The sequence below is a fragment of the Micromonospora sp. NPDC006431 genome (assembly GCF_042870725.1).
Lineage (GTDB): Bacteria > Actinomycetota > Actinomycetes > Mycobacteriales > Micromonosporaceae > Micromonospora.
The window spans coordinates 73,325-94,389 of the sequence record NZ_JBIAHQ010000009.1; the positions used below are offsets into that span (position 1 = coordinate 73,325).

Annotated in this window: 15 protein-coding genes; 8 read left to right on the forward strand and 7 right to left on the reverse strand. The window is 74.5% G+C overall.

Features of this window, described 5'->3' with window-relative positions:
• Positions 1 to 24: 24 nt before the first annotated feature.
• Entirely contained in the window at positions 25 to 1,218 is a 1,194-nt protein-coding gene (locus tag ACFYM6_RS17435) for a hypothetical protein (protein WP_387276572.1), read from the reverse strand.
• Between the two features lie 162 nt (positions 1,219 to 1,380).
• Here ACFYM6_RS17435 and ACFYM6_RS17440 point away from each other — a divergent pair, with 162 nt between their 5' ends.
• Positions 1,381 to 3,270, forward strand: coding sequence for a hypothetical protein (locus ACFYM6_RS17440; protein ID WP_387276574.1), 1,890 nt, complete (start codon positions 1,381 to 1,383; stop codon positions 3,268 to 3,270).
• Positions 3,228 to 5,015, forward strand: a complete 1,788-nt coding sequence (locus tag ACFYM6_RS17445) for a hypothetical protein (protein ID WP_387276576.1) — start codon at positions 3,228 to 3,230, stop codon at positions 5,013 to 5,015. Before ACFYM6_RS17440 ends, ACFYM6_RS17445 begins: the two co-directional genes overlap by 43 nt.
• 22 nt (positions 5,016 to 5,037) lie before the next feature.
• Here the strand turns inward: ACFYM6_RS17445 and ACFYM6_RS17450 are convergent, their stop codons facing one another.
• Positions 5,038 to 6,876 carry a hypothetical protein gene (locus tag ACFYM6_RS17450; protein WP_387276879.1) on the reverse strand — a complete coding sequence of 613 codons (1,839 nt, stop codon included), beginning with the start codon at positions 6,874 to 6,876 and terminating at the stop codon, positions 5,038 to 5,040.
• A 119-nt stretch (positions 6,877 to 6,995) separates the two neighbouring features.
• Here ACFYM6_RS17450 and ACFYM6_RS17455 point away from each other — a divergent pair, with 119 nt between their 5' ends.
• Positions 6,996 to 8,303, forward strand: coding sequence for a PQQ-binding-like beta-propeller repeat protein (locus ACFYM6_RS17455; RefSeq protein WP_387276578.1), 1,308 nt, complete (start codon positions 6,996 to 6,998; stop codon positions 8,301 to 8,303).
• A 45-nt stretch (positions 8,304 to 8,348) separates the two neighbouring features.
• Here the strand turns inward: ACFYM6_RS17455 and ACFYM6_RS17460 are convergent, their stop codons facing one another.
• Positions 8,349 to 9,542 (reverse strand): peptidase C39 family protein, encoded by a 1,194-nt coding sequence (locus ACFYM6_RS17460; protein WP_387276579.1) that lies wholly within the window; start codon positions 9,540 to 9,542, stop codon positions 8,349 to 8,351.
• Between the two features lie 128 nt (positions 9,543 to 9,670).
• Here ACFYM6_RS17460 and ACFYM6_RS17465 point away from each other — a divergent pair, with 128 nt between their 5' ends.
• The 3 genes from ACFYM6_RS17465 to ACFYM6_RS17475 all read left to right on the forward strand — a co-directional run bounded on the left by ACFYM6_RS17465 (position 9,671) and on the right by ACFYM6_RS17475 (position 12,219).
• Positions 9,671 to 10,339, forward strand: a complete 669-nt coding sequence (locus tag ACFYM6_RS17465) for a response regulator transcription factor (protein WP_387276581.1) — start codon at positions 9,671 to 9,673, stop codon at positions 10,337 to 10,339.
• Between the two features lie 126 nt (positions 10,340 to 10,465).
• Entirely contained in the window at positions 10,466 to 11,608 is a 1,143-nt protein-coding gene (locus tag ACFYM6_RS17470) for a HAMP domain-containing sensor histidine kinase (protein ID WP_073835439.1), read from the forward strand.
• Between the two features lie 224 nt (positions 11,609 to 11,832).
• Entirely contained in the window at positions 11,833 to 12,219 is a 387-nt protein-coding gene (locus ACFYM6_RS17475; protein WP_387276583.1) for a VOC family protein, read from the forward strand.
• Positions 12,220 to 12,279: 60 nt separating this feature from the next.
• On the opposite strand, the gene ACFYM6_RS17480 is transcribed toward ACFYM6_RS17475, so the two are convergent.
• From ACFYM6_RS17480 to ACFYM6_RS17495, 4 genes are all read right to left on the reverse strand, one after another.
• Entirely contained in the window at positions 12,280 to 13,152 is an 873-nt protein-coding gene (locus ACFYM6_RS17480) for a hypothetical protein (protein ID WP_387276585.1), read from the reverse strand.
• A gap of 307 nt (positions 13,153 to 13,459) precedes the next feature.
• Positions 13,460 to 15,529, reverse strand: a complete 2,070-nt coding sequence (locus tag ACFYM6_RS17485; protein ID WP_387276587.1) for a 3-hydroxyacyl-CoA dehydrogenase NAD-binding domain-containing protein — start codon at positions 15,527 to 15,529, stop codon at positions 13,460 to 13,462.
• The gene (locus ACFYM6_RS17490) at positions 15,526 to 16,749 is read right to left on the reverse strand and encodes a thiolase family protein (protein WP_357433312.1); all 1,224 of its coding nucleotides are present in this window, start codon (positions 16,747 to 16,749) and stop codon (positions 15,526 to 15,528) included. Before ACFYM6_RS17490 ends, ACFYM6_RS17485 begins: the two co-directional genes overlap by 4 nt.
• A 239-nt stretch (positions 16,750 to 16,988) precedes the next feature.
• The gene (locus ACFYM6_RS17495; RefSeq protein WP_387276588.1) at positions 16,989 to 18,305 is read right to left on the reverse strand and encodes an HRDC domain-containing protein; all 1,317 of its coding nucleotides are present in this window, start codon (positions 18,303 to 18,305) and stop codon (positions 16,989 to 16,991) included.
• 690 nt (positions 18,306 to 18,995) lie between these two features.
• On the opposite strand from ACFYM6_RS17495, the gene ACFYM6_RS17500 reads away from it, so the two are divergent.
• On the forward strand, positions 18,996 to 20,057 hold the full coding sequence (locus tag ACFYM6_RS17500; protein ID WP_387276881.1) for a trypsin-like peptidase domain-containing protein: 1,062 nt from the start codon (positions 18,996 to 18,998) through the stop codon (positions 20,055 to 20,057).
• Between the two features lie 121 nt (positions 20,058 to 20,178).
• A complete protein-coding gene (locus ACFYM6_RS17505) occupies positions 20,179 to 21,012 on the forward strand; it encodes a hypothetical protein (RefSeq protein WP_387276590.1) in 834 nt (277 codons plus the stop codon).
• The last annotated feature ends 53 nt before the right edge of the window (positions 21,013 to 21,065 follow it).

Consider the following 21,065-nt stretch of genomic DNA (forward strand, 5'->3'; position numbering starts at 1 on the left):
AGGCGGGCGCTTGGGGCGCGTAGGTCAGCGTCCGTCCACGGAGCGGTACCAGGTCTTTTCAGTGCCAGCCAGGCTGAACGTCTGACGAGAGTCCGGCTGCGGCATCACCACCAGGCCCGGCCGGTCGACCAGGCGCGACGCCCCGGGCGGGGCGGCGAACGAGGTGTCCCGGCTGGCCCGCCAGGTCAGCACCGCGAGCGGCTGGCCCGGCATCGGCAGGTGGTACGCCTGCAGGGTGGTGGACCGGTCGGCGGGGGAGACCACCGGGGTGCCGCCGTCGCCCGGGCGGTAGACCAGCGCGGTCATCGTGCCGGTGGCGCTCTCCCAGGTGAGCTGCTGCAGGTCGCCCGGCTCGCCGCCGGCCAGCGCCACCTCGCCCAGCGACCGGACGGCGACCTTCGCCATCGGCCAGGACTCCGGCGCGGAGCGGGGCGCCAGCCGATCGCCGATGCGGCGCGGCACGCTGCCGAACGGTCCGGTGGTTTCGGCGAGAACGCAGGTGTCCAGCCCGGCCAGGGCGCGCTTGCCGGTGCCGGTCTCGTCGCGTACCAGGGGATACCGGGGGTCGGCGGTGGCCGTACCCAGGTCGAGGACGCGGTCGGCGGCCCGGCCGCGCGGCAGCGACCGGGTCGGGCGCAGCGCCACGGTCAGCTCCACGGCCCGGCAGGCCGGCACGGCGAGCGGCTCGGTGAGGCCGTCGGTGCTGGCCAGCGCGCGGCCGTCCGGCCCGAGCAGCCGCTCCACCCGGGCCGAGGTGAGGTAGCGCCGGCCCTGCGGGAGCCGCACCGGCAGCACGTCGGAGTAGACCAGGTAGCCGGGGTCGGTGTACTCGGTGGCGTGGGCGACCCGCCAGCGGTCCTCGGCGCGGTCGAGCTGCAGCAACCAGGACGCGCTCTCGCCGGGCACGTCGGCGGCGACCAGGGCGAGCGGTGACCCGGCCACCTCGCCGGAGTAGAGGATGCCGGAGGTGGGCAGGTGTGCCCGGTCGTCGACCGGCGAGCGCCAGTCCCGGACGGCCGCGCTGATGGCGGCGGTCGCGGTGGCGTCGCCGGCCAGGCTGCCCCGCGCCGGCCAGACGGTCAGCGGCCCGTCCAGGCTGTCGTAGCCGACCCGCAGGTCCGCCGACTGGCGCCCGGCGACGGGCCCGCACCCGGGTGCGGCCAGCAGCAGGGTCAGCAGCGCGGTGGCCACCGTGCCGCGTCGGCGGACTGAAGCCACCTGTACGCCCCCGATCGCGTCGTTGGTCGTGTTTGCGAGCCACATGGTACGAGACGACCGGTCGTCCGGCCGCGCCCGGCTCACCCCCTCCGGACACTCGCCACAGTGGACGGTGGTGTGCGTTTCGTGGCCATTTTCCGGCTCCGGTAGACTCCGCCGACTGTGACGCCTGCCGAGCCCCGTGGCGACTCGCCAGCGGACGCCGACGCCCCGACGGGCTCCGCCTCCGTCACCACCGTGGCCCCGCCCGCCCCCGATCCCGCCTTCGACCCCGCCCCCGGCGACGGCCGACCGGTCGCCCGGCCGCGCCCACGCTGGACACCCCGCCGGCAGGATCTCGCCATGTACGGCATCTTCCTGCTTGCCGCGCTCTGGGTGACCAGCCGGATCTGGGTCGACCCGGCCGGCCGGGTGGCCGCCCTCTACAGCAGCGACCCGGCGCAGGTGCAGTTCTTCCTCGCCCACTCCGTACGCGTCGTGCTGCACGGCGAGTTCCCGTTCTACACCGACCAGTTCAACTATCCGGACGGGGTCAACCTGATGGCGAACACCGCCATCCTGGCCCTCGGCATCCCGATGGTGCCGATCACCGTCCTGTTCGGACCGGCGGTCTCCTTCGTCACGCTGGTGACGCTCGGCCTCGCCGGCACGGCCGCCGCCTGGTACCGGGTGCTATCCCGGCACGTGGTGCGTACCCGGCTGGCCGCCGCCGTGGGCGGCTGGTTCTGCGGGTTCTCACCGGCGATGCTGTCGCACGCCAACTGGCACCCCAACATCATCTCCCAGTTCCTGCTGCCGTTCATCGTCTGGCGGGTGTTGGTGCTGACCCGCTCCACCCGCCCGGTCCGCGACGGCGCGCTGCTCGCCCTGCTGGTCACCGCGCAGGCGTTCATCAACGAGGAGATCCTGCTCTTCACCGCGCTGGCCTGCGGCGTGTTCCTGCTGGCGGTGGTCGCGCAGCAGCGGGAGCGGTGGGCCACCGCGTGGCGTCCCCTGGGGACCGCGCTGGCGGTCTGCGCGGTGCTCGCCGGGTCGCTGCTGGCGTACCCGCTCTGGGTCCAGTTCGCCGGGCCGATGGCGTACCACGGGCTCAGCGACACGGTCCGCGACTACGGCAACGACATCGCCTCGTTCTTCGCCCCCGGCTCGCCCACGCTGGGCGGCCACGAGCGGGCGAACGTCAACCTCGCCCCGAACTACTCGGAGGAGAACGCTTTCTTCGGCTGGAGCCTGTCCCTGTTGGCCGTCGGCATCGTGGTCTGGCTCCGCCGGGAGGTGACCGTCCGGGCGCTCGCGGTGACCGGGCTGTTCTTCGCGGTGCTCTCCCTCGGTGAGCGGGTGTCCTGGTGGGACCGGGAGCTGCTCACCGGCCCGTGGGAGCTGCTGGTCCGGCTGCCGCTGCTCGACGCGGTGGTGCCGACCCGGTTCGGCCTGATCACCACCGTGGTCATCGGGATCCTGCTGGCCCTCGCCGTGGAGCGGGCCTGGTCGCTGCGGACCGCCGAACGCCGGACCGTACGGACCCTGACGGTCGCCGGTCTGGTGCTGGCGCTGCTGCCCATCGCGCCGATGCCGTTGCAGGTCACCACCCGGCCGGAGGTGCCCCAGTTCATCACCGCCGACCGGTGGCGGCGGTACGTCGGCCCGGACCAGACGCTCGTGTCGGTGCCGGTGCCGAGCATGGGCAACACCAACGCGATGCGCTGGGCGGCCAGCACCGACCTGGCCTTCAAGATTCCCGGCGGGTACTTCCTCGCCCCACGCAACGGGGTCACCGGCGACCCGGGCCGATTCGGCGGTCGGCCCAGCGGCATCGGCGACCTGCTCGCGGAGGTCGCCGCCACCGGGCGTACGCCGAAACTCGACGACCGGCAGCGCCGGCGCTTCCTGGACGAGCTGCGGCACTGGCGGGCCGCCGTCGTGGTGCTGCCGCTCGACCAGCCGAACGCCGACCCGCTGCGGCAAACCGTCGAGCAGCTGATCGGGCCGGCCCGGCAGGAGCTGGACGTGTGGGTGTGGGACGTCCGGACACTGACCAGCCGGTCGGCCTGACCGCCCCGCCGGACCCGCCGGCGACCCGGTCGCGGCGTCGGCGCCTCCGCCTGGTCGACGCCCTCGTGGTCGCCGGCTACCTCGGCCTGGCCGTCCTGCTCACCGGCGACCAGTGGCGGCGGCCGGAGCGGCTGTTCCACCAGGCCGGCGACCAGATGCTCTTCGAGTGGATGCTGGCCCGGGCGGCCCGGGCGGTGACCGCGGGGGAGAACCCGCTGCACAGCACCGCGCTGAACGCCCCGGACGGGGTGAACCTGATGGCCAACACCTCGGTGCTCGGGCTGGGCCTGCCGCTCACCCCGATCACCCTGCTGTTCGGCTCCCAGACGGCCTTCCTCGTCGCCGTGGTCGCCTGCCTCGCCGGCACCGCCACCGCCTGGTACGCGCTGCTGGCCCGCCGGCTGGTCAGGTCCCGGGCCGCCGCGGCACTGGGTGGGCTGTTCTGCGGGTTCGCGCCCGGCATGGTGTCGCAGGCCGGGGCGCACCTGCACATGGCAGCCCAGTTCCTGGTCCCGGTGATCCTCGCGCTGGTGTTCCGCCCGGCCACCGACCGGGTACGCCGGGACGGGGTGCTGCTCGGGCTGGCCGTCGCCTACCAGGTCTTCCTCGGTGAGGAGGTGCTGGTCTTCGTGGCGCTGGCCGCCGGGGTTGTCGCCGCGGCGTACGCGCTGGCCGACCGGGCGGCCGCGCGCCGGCTGGCGCCCGTGGTGCTGCGCCGGCTCGGGGTCGGTGCGCTGGTGGCGGGGGCCCTGCTGGCGTACCCGTTGTGGTTCCAGTTCCGCGGCCCGGGCCACTACGCGGGGATGCCGTTCTTCGCCCAGGGTTACCGGCTGGACGTCGCCTCGTTCACCGCGGGGGCCCGGCAGAGCGTGGCCGGGGACGACCGTCACTCGCGGCTGCTGGCGCCGAACCCCACCGAGCAGACCTCCTTCTTCGGGCCGTTCCTGCCGCTGCTCGCCCTGCTGGTGGTGGTCCGGCTGTGGCGGCGGCCGCTGGTCCGCGCCCTCGCCGGCTGCGGGCTGCTGTTCGCCCTGCTCTCCCTCGGCACCACGATCGTGGTGAACCGGCACGAGACCGGCCTGCCCGGGCCGTACCGGCTGGTCGCCGGCCTGCCGCTGCTCGACCTGGTGGTGCCGGCCCGGTTCGCGCTGGTCTGCGTGCCGGTGCTCGGGGTGCTGCTGGCCCTGGCGCTGGACCGGGTCCGCCACCGGTCGGCCCGGACCTGGGCGCCCTGGGCCGGGGCGGTCGCCGCCGCGCTGCTGCCGCTGGTCCCCACGCCGATCCGTACCGTGCCGGTGGTGCCGGTGCCGGCCTTCGTCGCCGACGGCGGCTGGCGGACGTACGTCGTGCCGGGCCGGACGCTGGTGCCGGTGCCGCCGGTGACCGGTGCGGCGAAGAGCCCGGCCACCTTCTGGTCGGCCCGCACCGGGCTGGCGTTCCACGTGCCGGGAGGCTACTTCATCGGCCCGCGGAGCGCGGACGACCCGACCGCGCGCTGGGGCGCCCCGGACCGCCCCACCTCGTTGCTGCTGCGGCGGGCCGCCGAGACCGGTCAGGTGCCGCCGGTCGGCGCCGCCGAGCGCCGCCAGGCGGTCGCGGACCTGCGGCACTGGCGGGCGGCGGTGCTGGTGCAGGCCGGCTCGTTCCCGGGCGACCCGGTCCGGACCACGGTGGACGCCCTCGTCGGCCCGGGCCGCGACGTGGCCGGCGCGTACGTCTGGGACGTCCGCCCCCTGGTCGGCTGACTGGGAGCATGGTGGGGTCGGTTCAGAGCCGGTCGCGGACGTCCCAGAGCCAGACGTCGTCGATCCGCTGCGGCGGCCCGAGCAGCGCGGTCATCAGGTCGCGCAGCACCGCCTCGCGCGGGTTCGCGCCGAGGACCACCACCGACGCCTTCCAGAAGCGCAGGTCGTCGACCGCCTGACGGCGGTGCTCCGCGGTGATCGCGGGGACCTTGTTCGCGTCCATGGTGGCGTAGATGAGCGTGCTGGTCGGCCGGTTCGGCGCGCCGAAGACCCCCGCACCGTTCTCGTTGGGGCCGATGAAGTAGCCGGCGGGGATGGGGAACTCCTGCCCGGTCAGTGCGCTCCAGCGTAGGGTGGGCAGGCCGTGCACGTTGCTCGGGATCGGCACCGGGACCAGCGTCCGGCCGTCCGGCACGTACGGCCGCCAGCCGCCCGCGGTGATGAAGTGCGGCGGCGGGTCGATCCGCTCGGCCGGCAGCGGGCGCGGGAAGAGCGGTAGCAGGGCCGCCACGATCGCCGCGTACCCGATGCCGCGCAGCCAGCGGCGACGCGGGCCAGCAGCCGGCGACGTCCCGGTGGCCGCCCCGGCGCGCTGCCTCGGCACCGGCGGGCGGCCGGCCCCGGCCAGGGCGTTCCAGGCCAGCGCGAGCAGCACGCCGACGGCGCCGGCCACCACCAGGGCCAGCCGGGTCGGCATCATCATCTCGACCAGCGGCAGGTCGTCCGGCACGTACGCCCAGGGGCCGTCGACAGTGGTCTCGACCCCGTCGAAGCGCACCTTCGGGCCGATCGCGGCGACCGTGAAGACCACCACCAGCACGGCGACGATCCGGGCCGGCAGCGAGCGGCGTACCAGCAGCACCAGGGCGACCAGGGCGACCAGCACCAGCGGCCAACCGAACCAGGTGTTCTGCTCGGTCAGCCCGATGGTCTGCTCGACCGCCTCGTCACCGGCCACCGTGTCCCGGGCGAAGGTGACGAAGGCCATCAGGTCCTCGCCCCAGTTGTGGAAGACCCCGCCCTGCAGGCCCCGGTAGGACTGCGGCCCGTTGAACTGGAACCAGAGCGGGTAGGCGGTCAGCAACAGGGCCAGGCCGCCGCCCACGCCGAGCGCGGCGAGGAACGTCCCCGCCCGCTCCCGCGCCGCGCGTGGCCGCTGCACCGCGTACGCCACCACGATGACCAGGCAGGCCAGCGCGGTCAGCAGCAGCATCTCCTCGTTGAGGAAGATCTGGTACGCCACCAGCAGCCCCAACGCGACGCCGTTGCGCAGCCGACGGCCCGGCTCGCCGAGGCGCAGCACCCGGGCCACGATCAGCGGCAGCAGGAAGTTGGAGACGAAGTTCGGCTGCCCGTTGGCGTGGTGCACGATGCCGGGGGCGAAGCCGAGGAACACCCCGCCGACGAAGGCCGCCGCGCGGGAGCGGACCAGGTGCCGGGAGAGCATCCAGTACGAGGTGGCCGCCGTCGCCGACAGGGCCGCGCCCAGGTAGAGCGCGTACATCACCTGCGGGCCGAGGAGCAGGGTGAGCGGCGCGAGCGGCAGGGTGACCCCGAGCAGCGAGGTGTTCGCCATCATGTTCACCCCGTCCGGGGCGTTCTGCCGGGCGGTGAAGAGCGGGTTCTCCAGGTGACGCACCGAGTAGGCGCCGTGCGCGAAGAGCCACTCGAACCAGCTGTGGTCCGTCGGCAGGTGCGAGGAGACCCGGTGCTGCACGTCCCCCCAGTAGTTGAGGCAGACGAGAACCCCGAGCAACGCATAGGCTCCGATGGCCAGCACGTCGGCGCGGGCCGGCCGGCGCCGCGGCCGGCGTGGCGGGACCGCCGCGACGGGCTCGACCGCGACGGGCGAGGGGTTCAGCGAGGGGTCTACCACCGGCACAGCCACGACGGGCCATCGTACAGGCGACCCGGCGTCACCCCGGCCGGCCGGTACGCCCGGCGCTGGTGCGCCGGAGGGCTGCCCGGGAAGGGGTGATCGTGACGGTCATCGATCTGGGCGAGCTCCGCCGCGACCCGGCGCCGGAACCGCCGCCTCGCCCGCCGCGTGCCGTCAGCCGGCCGTACCGGGTGCTGGCCGTGCTGTTGGCCGTCCTGTGGGTGGTCGCCGGCGGAGTCCCGCGCCCGGAGCGCGCGGTGGCCATCGTGCCGGCCCGGCTCGGCGCGGACGTCTTCCTGGCGGCCGACCGCCTCTACGTCGTGGATCCGCTGGATCCGCAGCAGGGTACGGGGCGGCTGCTGGTGGCGTACCGGATCCCGGCGGAGGGGCCGCCCGCCGTCCTGTGGCGCACCTCGCTCCCGGCCGGCGGCGGCGACGTGTGGCTGCTGCAGCAGGGCGGGACGGTGCTGGTCAGCGGCCGCCAGGTGGGCGGCCCCGAGGGCGTGTTCCGGACGACCGCCCTCGACGCCGGCACCGGCCGGTCGGGCTGGCAGCAACCCGGGGCCAGCTACCCGGCGGGCGACGGCGTGCTCCTCCAGAACCTCGACGTTTCCGGCGAGGGCTCGCTCCGCCGGGTCGACGCGGCGTCCGGCCGGACGCTGTGGTCGGTGCCCACCCCGCTGGACGGCCCCAACCTGCGCTTCGGTCCCGACGGCGTGGACGGGATCGTGCTGGCCGCCCCCTCCGGCGAGGTCGAGGTGCGCGACCCCGCCAGCGGTTCCCTGCTGGCCGCCCGCAACATCCGCCCCGGTCAGCTGCCGAGCTGGCAGCGGAACCAGATCGTCGGCGACCTGCTGCTGGTGATCAGTGACAACGGCGGCACGGTGACCGGCTACGGCCTGGATCGGCTGGACCAGCGCTGGACGGCCCGGCTCGCCCAGGTCGGGTACCTGACCGACTGCGGCGACCTGCTCTGCGCCTACCGGCAGACCGGGGGGATGTGGGCGCTTGACCCGGCGACCGGCGCCGTGCGATGGAGCAACCCGCGCTGGCAGGCGGTGCTGCGGGCAGAACGCGGCCGGTTCCTGGTCAGCTCGGGCCACGGCAGGCCGGAGAGTTCCGCGTGGTCGGGCGGGGAGCGGCTCGTGGTGGTGGAGGCGGCCACCGGCCGGGAGGTGGCCGACCTGGGCACCTGGGAACTGGCGAACTGGCAGGAACCGGACAGCCGGCTGATCGGCGCCCGGCGGAGCCGGGACGGGCGCCTGCTCGTGGCCGAACTGGACCTCACGGCCGCCCGGAGCCGGGTGGTGGACGCGTTGCCCGGTGTGCTCGGTGACTGTCGGACCGGCCGGGACGTGCTGGTATGCCGGCGCAACGAGGGCGGGCTCGCGGTGTGGCGGCTGCCGTGAGTCAGCCGGCCGGTACGCCGGCCTGGCCGGTGGGCCGCGACGGAGTCACCAGTTGGCCTGGGCGGGTGCCGGCGGCAGCGGCACCGACGCCGGCCGGACCACGTACGTGACGCCGCCGCTGCCTGCCTGCCAGGCCGCCTCGAACGCCGCTCGGGGCACCGTCCGGCGGACCCCCTCGTCGTCCGGGGCGTACGGGTCGTTGAGCACCGGGTCGCCGTCGGCGGTGAAGCCGACCAGCACCATCAGGTGCCCCCGGGTGTCGTAGTCCAGCCCGGGCACCTGCCCCGCTGCGAAGGCGGTCGACAGGATCAGCGGTACGCCGGCGGCGACGAACCGTTCCGCCTCGGCGAGGGAACGCAGCCGGGTGACGAAGGCGTCCACCCCGTGCAGCCCCGCGTACGCCGTGTTGAACGCCCAGTTCCCGGCCCCCGCGTACGCGTGGTCGTAGCAGTGCCGGGCGGCGTGCACCACCACCGGCCGTGGGCCGGGCGGGTCGACCCAGGCGTACCGGTCGGGGGCGGGCCCGGCGCCCCAGAAGTCCAGCACCATCGACGTGCAGGTGGGGCTGCACCAGGAGTCCCCACCACCGCCCCAGCGGGTCTCCCCGCCGGCGTGCAGCCGCTGCGAGTAGCGGGGCACGTCCAGCACCCGCCCCCGGGCGCCGGTCGACGGCGGTGCCGCAGCGTCCACCGACCCGGAAGCCGCCCTGCCGGAGGCGACCGCGCCGACCGTGCGCAGCACCGGGCCGGCCGGGGACCCGGGGCGGCGGAACAGGCTGACCCGGACCTGCCAGCCGGTGACCACCGCGTCCGTGACCCGCAGGGTGTCCTCCGCCACCCGCGCGTCGTCGCCGGCCTGCCCGGGCACCGAGCTGCGGTGGATCGTCGTCTCATCGGCCGCCCAGTCACCCAGCACGTACCAGCCGGTCGACGGGCCAGTCTCGGCCCAGCCGCGCAGCTCCACCCGCAGCCAGCAGCCCGGCGGGGTGTCCGCGGTCCACGACGGGACGATCTCGGCCGCCGGGAAACCCAGCCGGACCGGCGGGGACGTCCAGGTCGCCAGGTCGTAGCCGGCGGTGTTGCCGGTGTGCGGATCGGTGTGCTCGACCCGGCCGGCCGCCGGGCCGACCACCAGGCCGCCCGGGCCGGCGATCACCCCGTCGGACGCCCCGCGGCCCAGTTCGTCCGGGAAGCGGAAGCGGTGGTAGGCCACGTCCCGCCCGGTGGGCGTTCCGGTCATCGGCAGCTCCTTGTCGCCAGGTGCCGGGAAGCATGGCGTACGCGAAGATTCTTTGCAACGGCGGCGCGGGATGCTGGTTTGGTGGCCGGCACTAGGTTGTCGGGAGGTCACGAGCTGGGAGGCCGGGGATGCGGGTACTGGTGGTCGAGGACGAGCGGAACCTCGCCGACGCGATCGCGCGTGGGTTGCGCAAGCGCGGGATGGCCGTGGACGTCGCCTACGACGGCGCCGCCGGGCACGAGGCCGCCTTCGTCACCCGGTACGACGTGGTGATCCTCGACCGGGACCTGCCCGGCGTGCACGGCGACCAGATCTGCGCCGAACTGGCCGCCTCCGGCACCCTGACCCGGGTGCTGATGCTGACCGCCAGCGGCACCGTCGCCGACAAGGTGGAGGGCCTGCAGCTCGGCGCCGACGACTACCTGCCCAAGCCGTTCGCCTTCGACGAACTGGTCGCCCGGGTGCAGGCGCTGGGCCGGCGGGCCACCCCGGCCGCCCCGCCGGTGCTGGCGGTCGCCGACCTGGTGCTCGACCCGGCCCGCCGGGTGGTCACCCGCGGCGGGGTGCCGGTCGACCTGACCAACAAGGAGTTCGGCGTGCTGGCCGAGCTGCTCAAGGCGCGCGGCGCGGTGGTCTCCAGCGAGGAACTGCTGGAACGGGTCTGGGATGCGAACACGGACCCGTTCACCACCATCGTCCGGGTCACCGTGATGACGCTGCGCAAGAAGCTCGGCGACCCGCCCCTGATCGAGACGGTGGTCGGCGCTGGCTACCGCACCGCCGAGGTGTCAGCGTGAGCGCGAGGAGTGAGCCGGTTTTGCGAGCCCCGCAGTCGCGAACTGAGGAGGCACTGTGAGCGCGAGGAGTGAGCCGGTTTTGCGAGCCCCGCAGTCGCGAACTGAGGAGGCACTGTGAGCGGCGGCCTGCGCCCCACGCTGCGGCTGCGGCTCACCCTGCTCAACGGGGTGCTGCTCGTCGGCGCCGGGGCGATCCTGGTGGTGCTGGCCTGGCTGCTGGTCCGCGACGCGCTGCGCCCCACCGACGAGCTGCGGCCCGGCACCACGGTGGTGCTCGCCGACGGCCGCACCCTGGACGCCGGGCAGTGGCAGCATGATCTGGTCGGCGCCGCCTCGACGGAGCTGCTGGTCAAGGGCCTGGTGGCGCTGCTGGTGATCAGCGTGGTCGGGGTCGCCGGGGCGTACCTGGTGGCCGGCCGGGCGCTGCGCCCGCTGCACCAGGTGACCGCCACCGCCCGCCGGCTCGGCGAGGCCACCCTGGACCAGCGGATCGGCTGGTCCGGCGCGGACGACGAGGTCGCCGAGCTGGCCCGGACCTTCGACGCCATGCTGGACCGGATCGCTGCGGCGTTCGAGGCGCAGAAACGGTTCGTCGCCAACGCCTCGCACGAGCTGCGTACCCCGCTGGCGGTGATGCGGACCGAGATCGACGTGACGCTCAGCGACGACGAGGCGGACCGGGCCGAGTACCGGCGGATGGCCACCGTGGTCCGGGACGCCTCGGAGCGGGCCAACGGCCTGGTCGACGCGCTGCTGGTGCTGGCCCGCAGCGAGGCCCAGACGGGCCGCCGACTGGCCCGGCGGGCCGAGTGCGACCTGGCCGCCGGCACCGCCAACGCGCTCTCCGCGATGTCCGGCGAGGTGGAGCGGATCGGGCTGAAGGTGCACACCGCGCTGCGCCCGGCCCCGGTGGTCGGCGACCCGGGGCTGCTCGACCGGCTCGCCGGCAACCTCGTGGAGAACGCGGTCCGCTACAACCACCTGCACGGCCGGCTCTGGGTGCGTACCGGCACCGACGGGCAGCGGTCCTGGCTGGTGGTGGGCAACACCGGCTTCGAGGTCGCCCCGGCGGACGTGCCGGGGCTGTTCGAGCCGTTCCGGCGGGGCGGCCAGGAACGCACCGGCGCCCGTGGCTCCGGCCTGGGGCTCTCCATCGTCCGGGCGGTCTGCGACGCGCACGGCGGCACGGTGACGGCGGTGGCCCAGCCGGGCGGCGGCCTGGAGGTGACCGTCACCCTGCCGTCCGCCGACGCCCCCGCCGCCACCTGACCGGCCGCCGGCGGGCGTCCGGCCGTCCGGCTCAGCCCCGCAGCGCAAAGGCCGGGCCGGCGGCGGGTTTGTGCGGACGGCCGGGGCGGTGACATGATGCTGCGCGTCAGCTCGAAATGCGGAAGGGGGTGTGGTCGATGTCCACCGTGAAGACTCCCGCGCCCCGCAGCCGCCGCTGACGTCATCCGCTTCCGCGGGGCGCACTCCGACCAGGAGGTAGCACCGTGAGTGCACAGATCCACTGCGTCACCGTCGAGACCGACGACCCGTACGCCCTGGCGAGCTGGTGGGCGGGGGTGCTCGATCGGAAGCTGCACGACGACGACCACCCGGGCGACCCCGAGGCGGTGCTCGTCGCGCCCGACGGGCACGGCCCCGACCTGCTCTTCGTGTCGGTCGGGGAGCGGCACGGCAAGGGCGCGTTCCACCTCGACCTGCACCCGGCCGAGGGCACCCGGGACGCCGAGGTCGAGCGGTTGCTCGGCGTCGGGGCCACCCTGGTCGCCGACCGGCGCCGGCCGGACGGCACCGGCTGGGTGGTGCTCGCCGACCCGGAGGGCAACGAGTTCTGCGTCTGCCGCAGCCCCGCCGAGCGGGCCGCGTCGGCCTGACCCGGAAACGGGACCGGGCCCCCGCCACGGCGGGGGCCCGGTCACCGGTCTGGCGGGCGGTCAGTCCTTGTGCTCGATCTCGCCCCGCATGGCGACGAACTCGGACTGCAGCGCGGACGCGGGCTTGAAGTACATGACGATCATGCCGACGCTGCCCCGGTCGGCCCAGACGCAGACCCCGACCGGGTCGCCGTCGATCTTGCCGTCGCCGCACTTGGCGTCGCCGCCCAGCGGGCCGGCGTCCACCGTCTTGAACTCGGTCACCCCGAGTTCGCTGCCGAGGCCCGTGGTGGCGTCGTCCAGCTCCTTCTTCGGGTCGGCCATCACGCCGGACGCGCCGGCGATCATGACCAGATCCTGCTTCGTGGGGTCGCCGTAGAAGGCGCCGACGGCGCTGGTGGCGTCCGGCACGTCCTTCTTGATCTCCGCTTCCATCTCCGTGGCGGCGGACTGGAGTTGCGGGTTGTCCACCTTCGGCCGGCCGCCGAGGGTCTCCGGAGCCGATACCCGGGTCTTGGTGGCGTCGACCACCTCGCCCACGGTGTCCTTCGCGGCGAAGTAGATGGCGGCGCCGCCGCCGATGCACAGGACCACCACGACGGCCAGCACGATCAGCACGATCTTGCCGGCCTTCGACTTCTTCTTCGGCGGCACCTCGGGGCCGCCGAAGCTGGGCTGGCCGGTCTCCACGTACCCGCCGTACTGCGGGGCGGGCTGCTGGGGCGCCTCCGGGTGGCCGCCGTACTGGGGGGCGGGCTGCTGCGGCGCCTCCGGGTGGCTGCCGTACTGGGGGCCGGGCTGCTGCGGAGCCGGCGGGTAGCCGCCACCGTACTGGGGCTGCTGCTGCGGCGGGTAGCCACCGCCGTGCTGCTGGTCGGGCTGCTGCGGCGGAGGGTATGAACCGGGGTACGGACTGGACGGCGGCTGGGACATGTTGGTCAGCTCCTAAGAAATCTGGACGCGTGATGGTAGCGAGCCCGACCGACAGACCGCTGACCGACGGGTGCCGACGTGATGAAACCGGAACCGGCTCGTGACCGGCCCCGCCGCATCGCCGATGCGGCCGCGAGCGCGGGGTGACCGGGCAGTGACGGACCGGGTGCGCCCGAGCTGCCGGCATCGTCCGCCCGGTGGCGCAGGCGGCGAGCGGTGCCGGTCCGGTCCTGGAAACGACGAACGCGGTGGCCGGACCGTCCGGGAGGGACGGTCGGCCACCGCGATCGCGGGGGAGCGGCGGTGGTCAGGCGGGCAGGCTGGCCACCCCGCGCGGCAGGAACCGCTGGCCGGTGACCCGCTCGGAGGTGCCGGTCCGGTCCAGGTACGGCGTGACGCCGCCCAGGTGGAACGGCCAGCCGGCACCGAGGATCATGCACAGGTCGATGTCCTGCGCCTCGGCGACGACGCCCTCGTCGAGCATCAGCCGGATCTCCTGCGCCAGCGCGTCGAGCGCGTGCTGCCGGACCTGCTCGGCGGTCAACGGCTGGTCGCCGACCACGAGCAGCTTGACGACCTCCTCGTTGACCTGGTCGTCGACCACGATCGGCTGGCCGGAGTCGGCGATCCGCTTGAGGTTTTCGCTGACCTCGAACCGGTCCGGGAAGGCGGCGTGCAGGGTGCCGCCCACGTGGTACGCCACGGCCGGGCCGACCAGCTGGAGCAGGGCGAGCGGGCGCATCGGCAGGCCCAGCGGGTCCAGCGCGCTGTTCGCCACGTCCAGCGGGGTGCCCTGGTCGACGGCGGCGAACACGGTGCCGAGGAAGCGGGTCAGCAGCCGGTTGACGACGAACGCCGGAGCGTCCTTGACCAGCACGCTCGACTTCTTCAGCTGCTTGCCGACCGCGAACGCGGTGGCCAGGGTGGCGTCGTCGGTCCGCTCGCCCCGGACGATCTCCAGCAGCGGCAGCACGGCGACCGGGTTGAAGAAGTGGAAGCCGACCACCCGCTCCGGGTGCTCCAGGTCCTCGGCCATCGCGGTGACCGACAGCGAACTGGTGTTGGTGGCGAGCACCGCCTCCGGCTTGACGATCTTCTCCAGTTCGGCCCAGACCTGCTTCTTGACGTTCAGGTCTTCGAAGACCGCCTCGATGACGAAGTCGGCCTCGGCGAAGACGGACTTGTCGACCGAGCCGCTGACCAGGCCGTACAGCTTGGCGGCGGTGCCCTTGTCCATCCGGCCCTTGCTGACGGCCTTTTCGATCTGGGTGTGTACGTAGCCGACGCCCTTGTCCACCCGGGCCTGGTCCAGGTCGGTCAGGACGACCGGCACCTGCAGGCGGCGGGCGAACAGCAGGGCGAGCTGGCTGGCCATCAGGCCGGCGCCGACGATGCCCACCTTGGTGACCGGGCGGGCCAGTCCCTTGTCCGGCGCGCCGGCGGGCCGCTTGGCCCGCCGCTGCACCAGGTCGAAGGCGTACAGGCCGCTGCGCAGCTCCTCGGAGAAGACCAGGTCCGCCAGGGCCTCGTCCTCGGCGGCGGTGCCGGCGGCGAAGTCGGCGTCCTTCGCGGTCTCCAGCAGGTCCAGCGCCTGGTACGCGGCCGGGACCGCGCCGTGCAGCCGCTGGTCGAGGGTCTGCCGGGCGAAGTAGAGCACCCCCGCCCACATGTCCTTGTCGACCTCGGGCCGGGTCACGGTGACCTCGCCCTTGACCACGCCGGCGGCCCACTCCAGGGACCGCTCGAGGAAGTCGGCCGGCTCCAGCAGCACGTCCGCGATGCCCATCTCCGTGGCCTGCTTCGGCTTGAGCATCTTGTTCTGCATCAGCGGGTTCTGCAGGATCACCTGGGTGGCGGCCGGGATGCCGATCAGGTTCGGCAGCAGCTGGGTGCCGCCCCAGCCGGGGATCAGCCCGAGCGAGACCTCGGGCAGCGCGAGGGCCGCCGCGCCCGCCGACAGCGTCCGGTAGTGGCAGTGCAGGGCCAGCTCCAGGCCGCCGCCCATCGCCGCGCCGTTGACGAAGGCGAAGGTCGGGATCTGGCTGTCCTTGAGCCGGGCGAAGACCCGGTGGCCGAGCCGGCCGATCTCCAGGGCCTGCTCGCGGTTCGCCAGCAGCGGCAGAGCGGTGATGTCCGCGCCCACGCAGAAGATGTACGGCTTGCCGGTGACCGCGACGAACGCCGGGTTCGCCGCGAGGGCCGTGGTGATCGCCTCGTCCAGGCTGGTCAGTCCGCCCGGCCCGAAGGTGTTCGGCTTGGTGTGGTCGAGACCGTTGTCCAGGGTGATCAGGGCGGCGGGCCGGTCCAGCCCCGGTACGTTCACCTGGCGGAGCAGCGCCCTGGTGACCACCTCGTTCGGTGCGGCTGGCGTGCTCACTTGTCTCCACCCTCCCGCTGAACCGGCTTGCCGGACTCCGTCCAGTGCGGGTTCTCCCAGATGACGGTGCCGCCCATGCCGATGCCGATGCACATGGCGGTGAGGCCGTAGCGGACCTCGGGGTGCTCGGCGAACTGCCGGGCGAGCTGGGTCATCAGCCGTACGCCGGAGGAGGCGAGCGGGTGACCGACGGCGATCGCGCCGCCCCACGGGTTGACCCGCGGGTCGTCGTCGGCGATGCCGAAGTGGTCGAGGAAGGCGAGCACCTGCACGGCGAACGCCTCGTTCAGCTCGAACAGGCCGATGTCGTCGATGCTGAGGCCGGCGATGCGCAGCGCCTTCTCGGTTGAGGGGATCGGGCCGACGCCCATCACCTCGGGCTCGACGCCGACGAAGCCGTACGACACCAGCCGCATGGCGATCGGCAGGCCCAGCTCGCGGGCGGTCTCCTCGGCGACGACCAGGGCGGCGGTGGCGCCGTCGTTCAGGCCGGCCGCGTTGCCCGCGGTGACCTTGCCGTGCGGGCGGAACGGGGTCTTCAGGCCGGCGAGCTTCTCCAGCGAGGTGTCCCGGGGCGCCTCGTCCACGGTGGCCAGGCCCCAGCCGGTCTCGGGGTCGCGCACCGCGACGGGCACCAGGTCGCCCTGGAGCTTGCCGTTGGCGTACGCCTTGGCGGTCTTCTGCTGCGAGGCGAGCGCGAACGCGTCGGTGCGCTCCTTGGTGATGTGCGGGACCCGGTCGTGCAGGTTCTCCGCGGTGGCGCCCATGACCAGGGCGGACGGGTCGACCAGCTTTTCCGCGATGATCCGCGGGTTGGGGTCGACGCCCTCACCCATCGGGTGCCGGCCCATGTGCTCGACGCCGCCGGCGATGGCGACGTCGTACGCGCCCATCGCGATGCCGCTGGCGACGGTGGTGACGGCGGTCATCGCCCCGGCGCACATCCGGTCGATGGCGAAGCCGGGCACCGTTTTCGGCAGGCCGGCCAGCAGGGCGGCGGTGCGGCCGATGGTCAGGCCCTGGTCGCCGATCTGGGTGGTCGCGGCGATGGCGACCTCCTCGACCCGCTCCGGCGGCAGCTGCGGGTTGCGCCGCATCAGCTCGCGGATGCAGCGGATCACCAGGTCGTCGGCGCGGGTGTTGGCGTACATGCCACCCGCCTTGCCGAACGGGGTGCGGACGCCGTCGACGAAGACGACGTCCCGAACTTCACGGGGCACTTGGAGCCTCCTTTTCGACCACAATTCGGCCTCCGCGCGCCGACCGGCGGCGCCGCGGGCCGAATGAAGGTCGCCGGCGCTGGCGTTTCCCCGGATGCTACTCGTCAGTAACCAGCGCCGACACCACCCCCCGTGTGGCCAACCCCACACCCCGCCCGCGGCGCCGCGCTCCGTCGATCATGAGGTTGACGGCGATGTGGATCTCCAAAACTGCCGCCAACCTCATGATCAACGGGAGATCAGGGGGCCGTGAGGGCCTGGGAGAGTGCGGGGAGGAGGAGGGTGAGCTGCCATTCCCGGGTGCCGAAGCCGCGGAGAGTCTCCGCCACGGTCTCGTCGGTGATCTCCTCCGGTGGCTGCCAGGCGAGCCGGCGGACGTAGTCCGGTGCGATCAGGTTCTCCGGCGGCAGGTTGTGCTCACCGGCGATGCGTAGCACCACCTCCCGGCAGCGGGCCAGCCGGCCGGCCGCCACCGGGTCCCGCTCCGCCCAGCGGTGCGGCGGGGGCGGCCCCTCCACCACCGGGGTCACCGGCAGCGCGTCGTCCGGCAGCTGCCGGGCGTCGTCCAGGGCCGCCAGCCAGGTCCGGGCGAGCCGGCGTACCGAGCGGCCGCCGAAGCCGGGGAGGGTGAGCAGCGTCTTCTCGTCCTTCGGGTCCAGCTCGGCGGCGGCCACGATCGCCGAGTCGGGCAGCACCCGCCCCGGGGCGGCGTCCCGCCGCGCGGCGATCTGGTCGCGGGCGTACCAGAGGGAACGGACCCGGGCCTGGGCGCGGGCGCCGCGCACCCGGTGGATGCCCGAGGTACGCCGCCACGGCTCGGCCCGGACCCGGGGCGGCCGGGCGCCGTTGCGGACCAGCGCGGCGAACTCCTCCGCCGCCCACTCCGACTTGCCCTGCCGGCGCAGCTCCTCGTCGAGGGCGTCGCGCAGGTCGACCAGCATCTCCACGTCCAGCGCCGCATAGGTGAGCCAGGACTCCGGCAGCGGCCGGCTGGACCAGTCCGCCGCCGAGTGGTGCTTCTCCAGCGTGTAGCCGAGCAGTTGCTCGGTCAGCGCGGCGAGGCCGACCCGCTCGAACCCGGCCAGCCGGGCGGCCAACTCGGTGTCGAACAGCCGGCGCGGGCGCAGCCCCAGCTCGCCGAGGCAGGCGAGGTCCTGGCTGGCGGCGTGCAGCACCCACTCGGCCTCGGCGATCACCGCGTCGAGGGCGGAGAGGTCGGGCAGCGGCAACGGGTCGATCAGCGCCGTGCCCGAGCCGGCCCGGCGCAGCTGCACCAGGTAGGCCCGCTGGCTGTAGCGGTATCCGGAGGCACGCTCGGCGTCCAGGGCCACCGGGCCGATGCCCGCCGCGAAGCGGGCCACGACCTCATCGAGCTCGCTCGGCATGGCCACCGGCGCGGGGGTGCCCTCGCGGGGGGCGGTCAGCGGCACGGGCCCGCCGGCGGTGGGTTCGGTCCCCGCGTCCGTTGGCTCCGACCCGGCCGACGACGGACGCGGTGCTGCCTCTCCCGTACGGCTTTCGGCGGCCCGACGGCGCAGGGGTGGTTCGTCGGTCACCTGACAACCCTAGTGCGCGCGCCCGACGCGGTGTGCGCAGCCGGTCCGGCGCGTGTCGGCGGGATGACCGCCGGGTGTCGGGGCAGGTCGGCTTGCGCGCCCGTGGCAGGGTCGGACAACAGGGGAGACAAACCCCGTTCGCGCAGGTACGGTCCATCGAGCCGCAGCCGGGGTGTCGAGGGGCCGTCGGGCGGTGTCGGGCGGGGCGTTCACGGGGGAGGACGAGCGATCATGACGGCTGCGTACGGCGGTGCCGGGGTGCCGGGGCCGGGCCCGGACGAGACGGCCGAGCAGGCTCGCGGCGAGACCGCCCGGCCGGGGCCCCTGCCGCCGCGGATGATCCCACCGGTCGCGCCGGGTCAGCCGGCGCCGTTCGGTGCGCCCGCCGGTTTCCCGGCCGCGCCCACTGGTGGCGTCCCGGCCCCCGACCAACCCGCCGGTGGGCCGGGTCACCCGGCCGTGCCCGCGCCCAGAGCCACCTGGCCGGCGGTGCCGAACAGCGGCCAGTGGGGCCCGGCCGGCGGCTCGGCCGCCCCGCGCCCCCAGGACGGATGGCCGCCGGCCCAGCCGGGCAGCGCGCCCGGGCAGCCGGTCGGCGCCGAGCCGACCGTCCCCGGCGGCTTCGCCGCCCAGCCCACCACCGCGCCTGCCCAAACGGCGTCGGCGTTCGCCCCGCCGGCCTCCGTTCCGTTGCAGCCGGTCCCGGGGCCGGCGTTCGCGGGGCAGCCAGCCCCGGCGCCCACCCACCCCGGACAGCCGATCTCCGCGCCGGCCCACCCGGCTCAGCCGACCTCCGCACCGGTCCACCCGACTTCCGCACCCGCCCACCCGGGGCAGCCGGTCGCCGCGCCGACCTACCCAGGGCAGCCGATCTCGGGGCCGGCCTACCCGGGCCAGGCCACCGCCGGGCCGGCCCTGCCGGGGCAGCCCGCCCCTGGGCAGGCGTACCCGGGCGGGGCCGTAGGCGGGACCGGCCGCCGGCGTCGGCTGCCGGTGGTGGCGCTCGTGCTGGCCGGCGTGCTGGCGGTGGTCGCGGGGGTGCAGGCGTACCAGATCCACCGGCTGGACGACCGGCTCGCCGCCACCGACCGGCGGTTGGCCGACGCCCAGGGCGCGGACGGCAGCCGGCTGGACGGGCTGGAGAAGCGGGCGGAGGCCCTGGAGAAGCAGGCCGGTTCCGCCTTCAACCCGGAGGCCGTGGCGACTGCCGTGCTGCCCAGCGTGTTCCGGGTCAGCGCCGGCCAGTTCACCGGGACCGCCTTCGCGATCGGCAAGCCGCCGTCCGGCGGCGGCACCATGCTGCTCACCAACTTCCACGTGGTGGAGTCGGTCTACGACGGGGGCGGCCGGAAGGTGTTCCTGGAGCGGACCGGCCAGCGCTTCGACGCCACCATCGTCAAGGTCGACAAGGACAAGGACCTCGCCCAGCTGCGCACCACGGCCCGGTTCACCGGGCTGGTCGCGGCCCGTACGCCGGTCAAGTCCGGGCAGCAGATCGTGGTGGTCGGCGCCCCGCTGGGCCTGCAGGACAGCGTGACCACCGGGGTGGTGAGCGCGTTCCGCCCGGACGAGGGCGGCTCCGGCCCGGTGATCCAGTTCGACGCGCCGATCAACCCCGGCAACTCCGGCGGACCGGTGATCAACGGGTCCAAGGAGGTCGTCGGCATCGCCACCGCCAAGGCCCGGGACGCCGAGGGCATCGGCCTCGCGGTGCCGATCAAGACCGCCTGCGACACCTTCACGCTCTGCTGACCGGCCCGCATCCGGTCGCCGTTGACCGCATCCGTCGACGCGTGGCCCGACCACGTCGACCCGCAGACCCCGGCCCTTCGGGGGCCACCCCACGGGGGACCAGCACACCTGGAGGTACGTCATGTCCCAGCCACCGACCGGAGCGGCGGGCTACCCGCCCCAGCCGCCGGGCGGCACCGGGTACGGCAGCCCGTACGGCGGCCAGCCCGCGCCCCAGCAGTACCCGGCCGGCCAGCCCGACCCCACCCTGCCCCAACCCGTCACCCCGGCGCCCGCCCCGCCGGTCCCCGGCCAGTACCCGCCGGGCGCCGCCCCGGTCCCCGGGCAGTACGCGCCGAGCGCCGCCCCGACCCCTGGGCAGTACGCGCCGGGCGCCCCGGTCCCGGGGCAGTACGCGCCGGGCGCCGCCCCGGTCTCCGCGCCCGGTTACCCGCAGCCGATGTCGGCGCCGCCGATGTCCGCCCCGCCCGTGTCCGGGCCGGGTTTCGGGCCGCAGCCGATGTCGGCCCCGCCCGGCGCGGTCCCGCCGTACGGGGCGCCGGCGGCGCGCGCCGGCAAGGGGCGGAGCACGCTGATCCTCGCCCTGGTCGCCGGGCTGCTGTTCGTGCTCGGTGGCGTGATGACCGGCCTCTACGTCACCACCAACGGGAAGCTGCACCGCACGGAGCAGCAGGTCAGCCAGCGGGACGGCACCATCGCGGCCAACCGGCAGGAGATCGACAAGCTCAAGGCCGACCTGCAGACGGTCCGGGACAAGCTTGCCGACACCGAGCAGAACCTGACCGGCACCAAGAACGACCGGGACGAGCAGGCCCGGCAGAAGAAGGTCATCGCCACCTGCCTGGACAAGCTGACCACCGCCATCGCGGCGGCGTCGACCGGCAACAAGGCCGCCTTCGACAAGGCCAACAAGGGCCTGGACAAGGTCTGCGACGAGGCCGAGAACTACCTCTGACGGGGTCCGCGCGGGCCGCTCCGGTCACCCGGGGTGGCCCGTCGCCGGTTTTC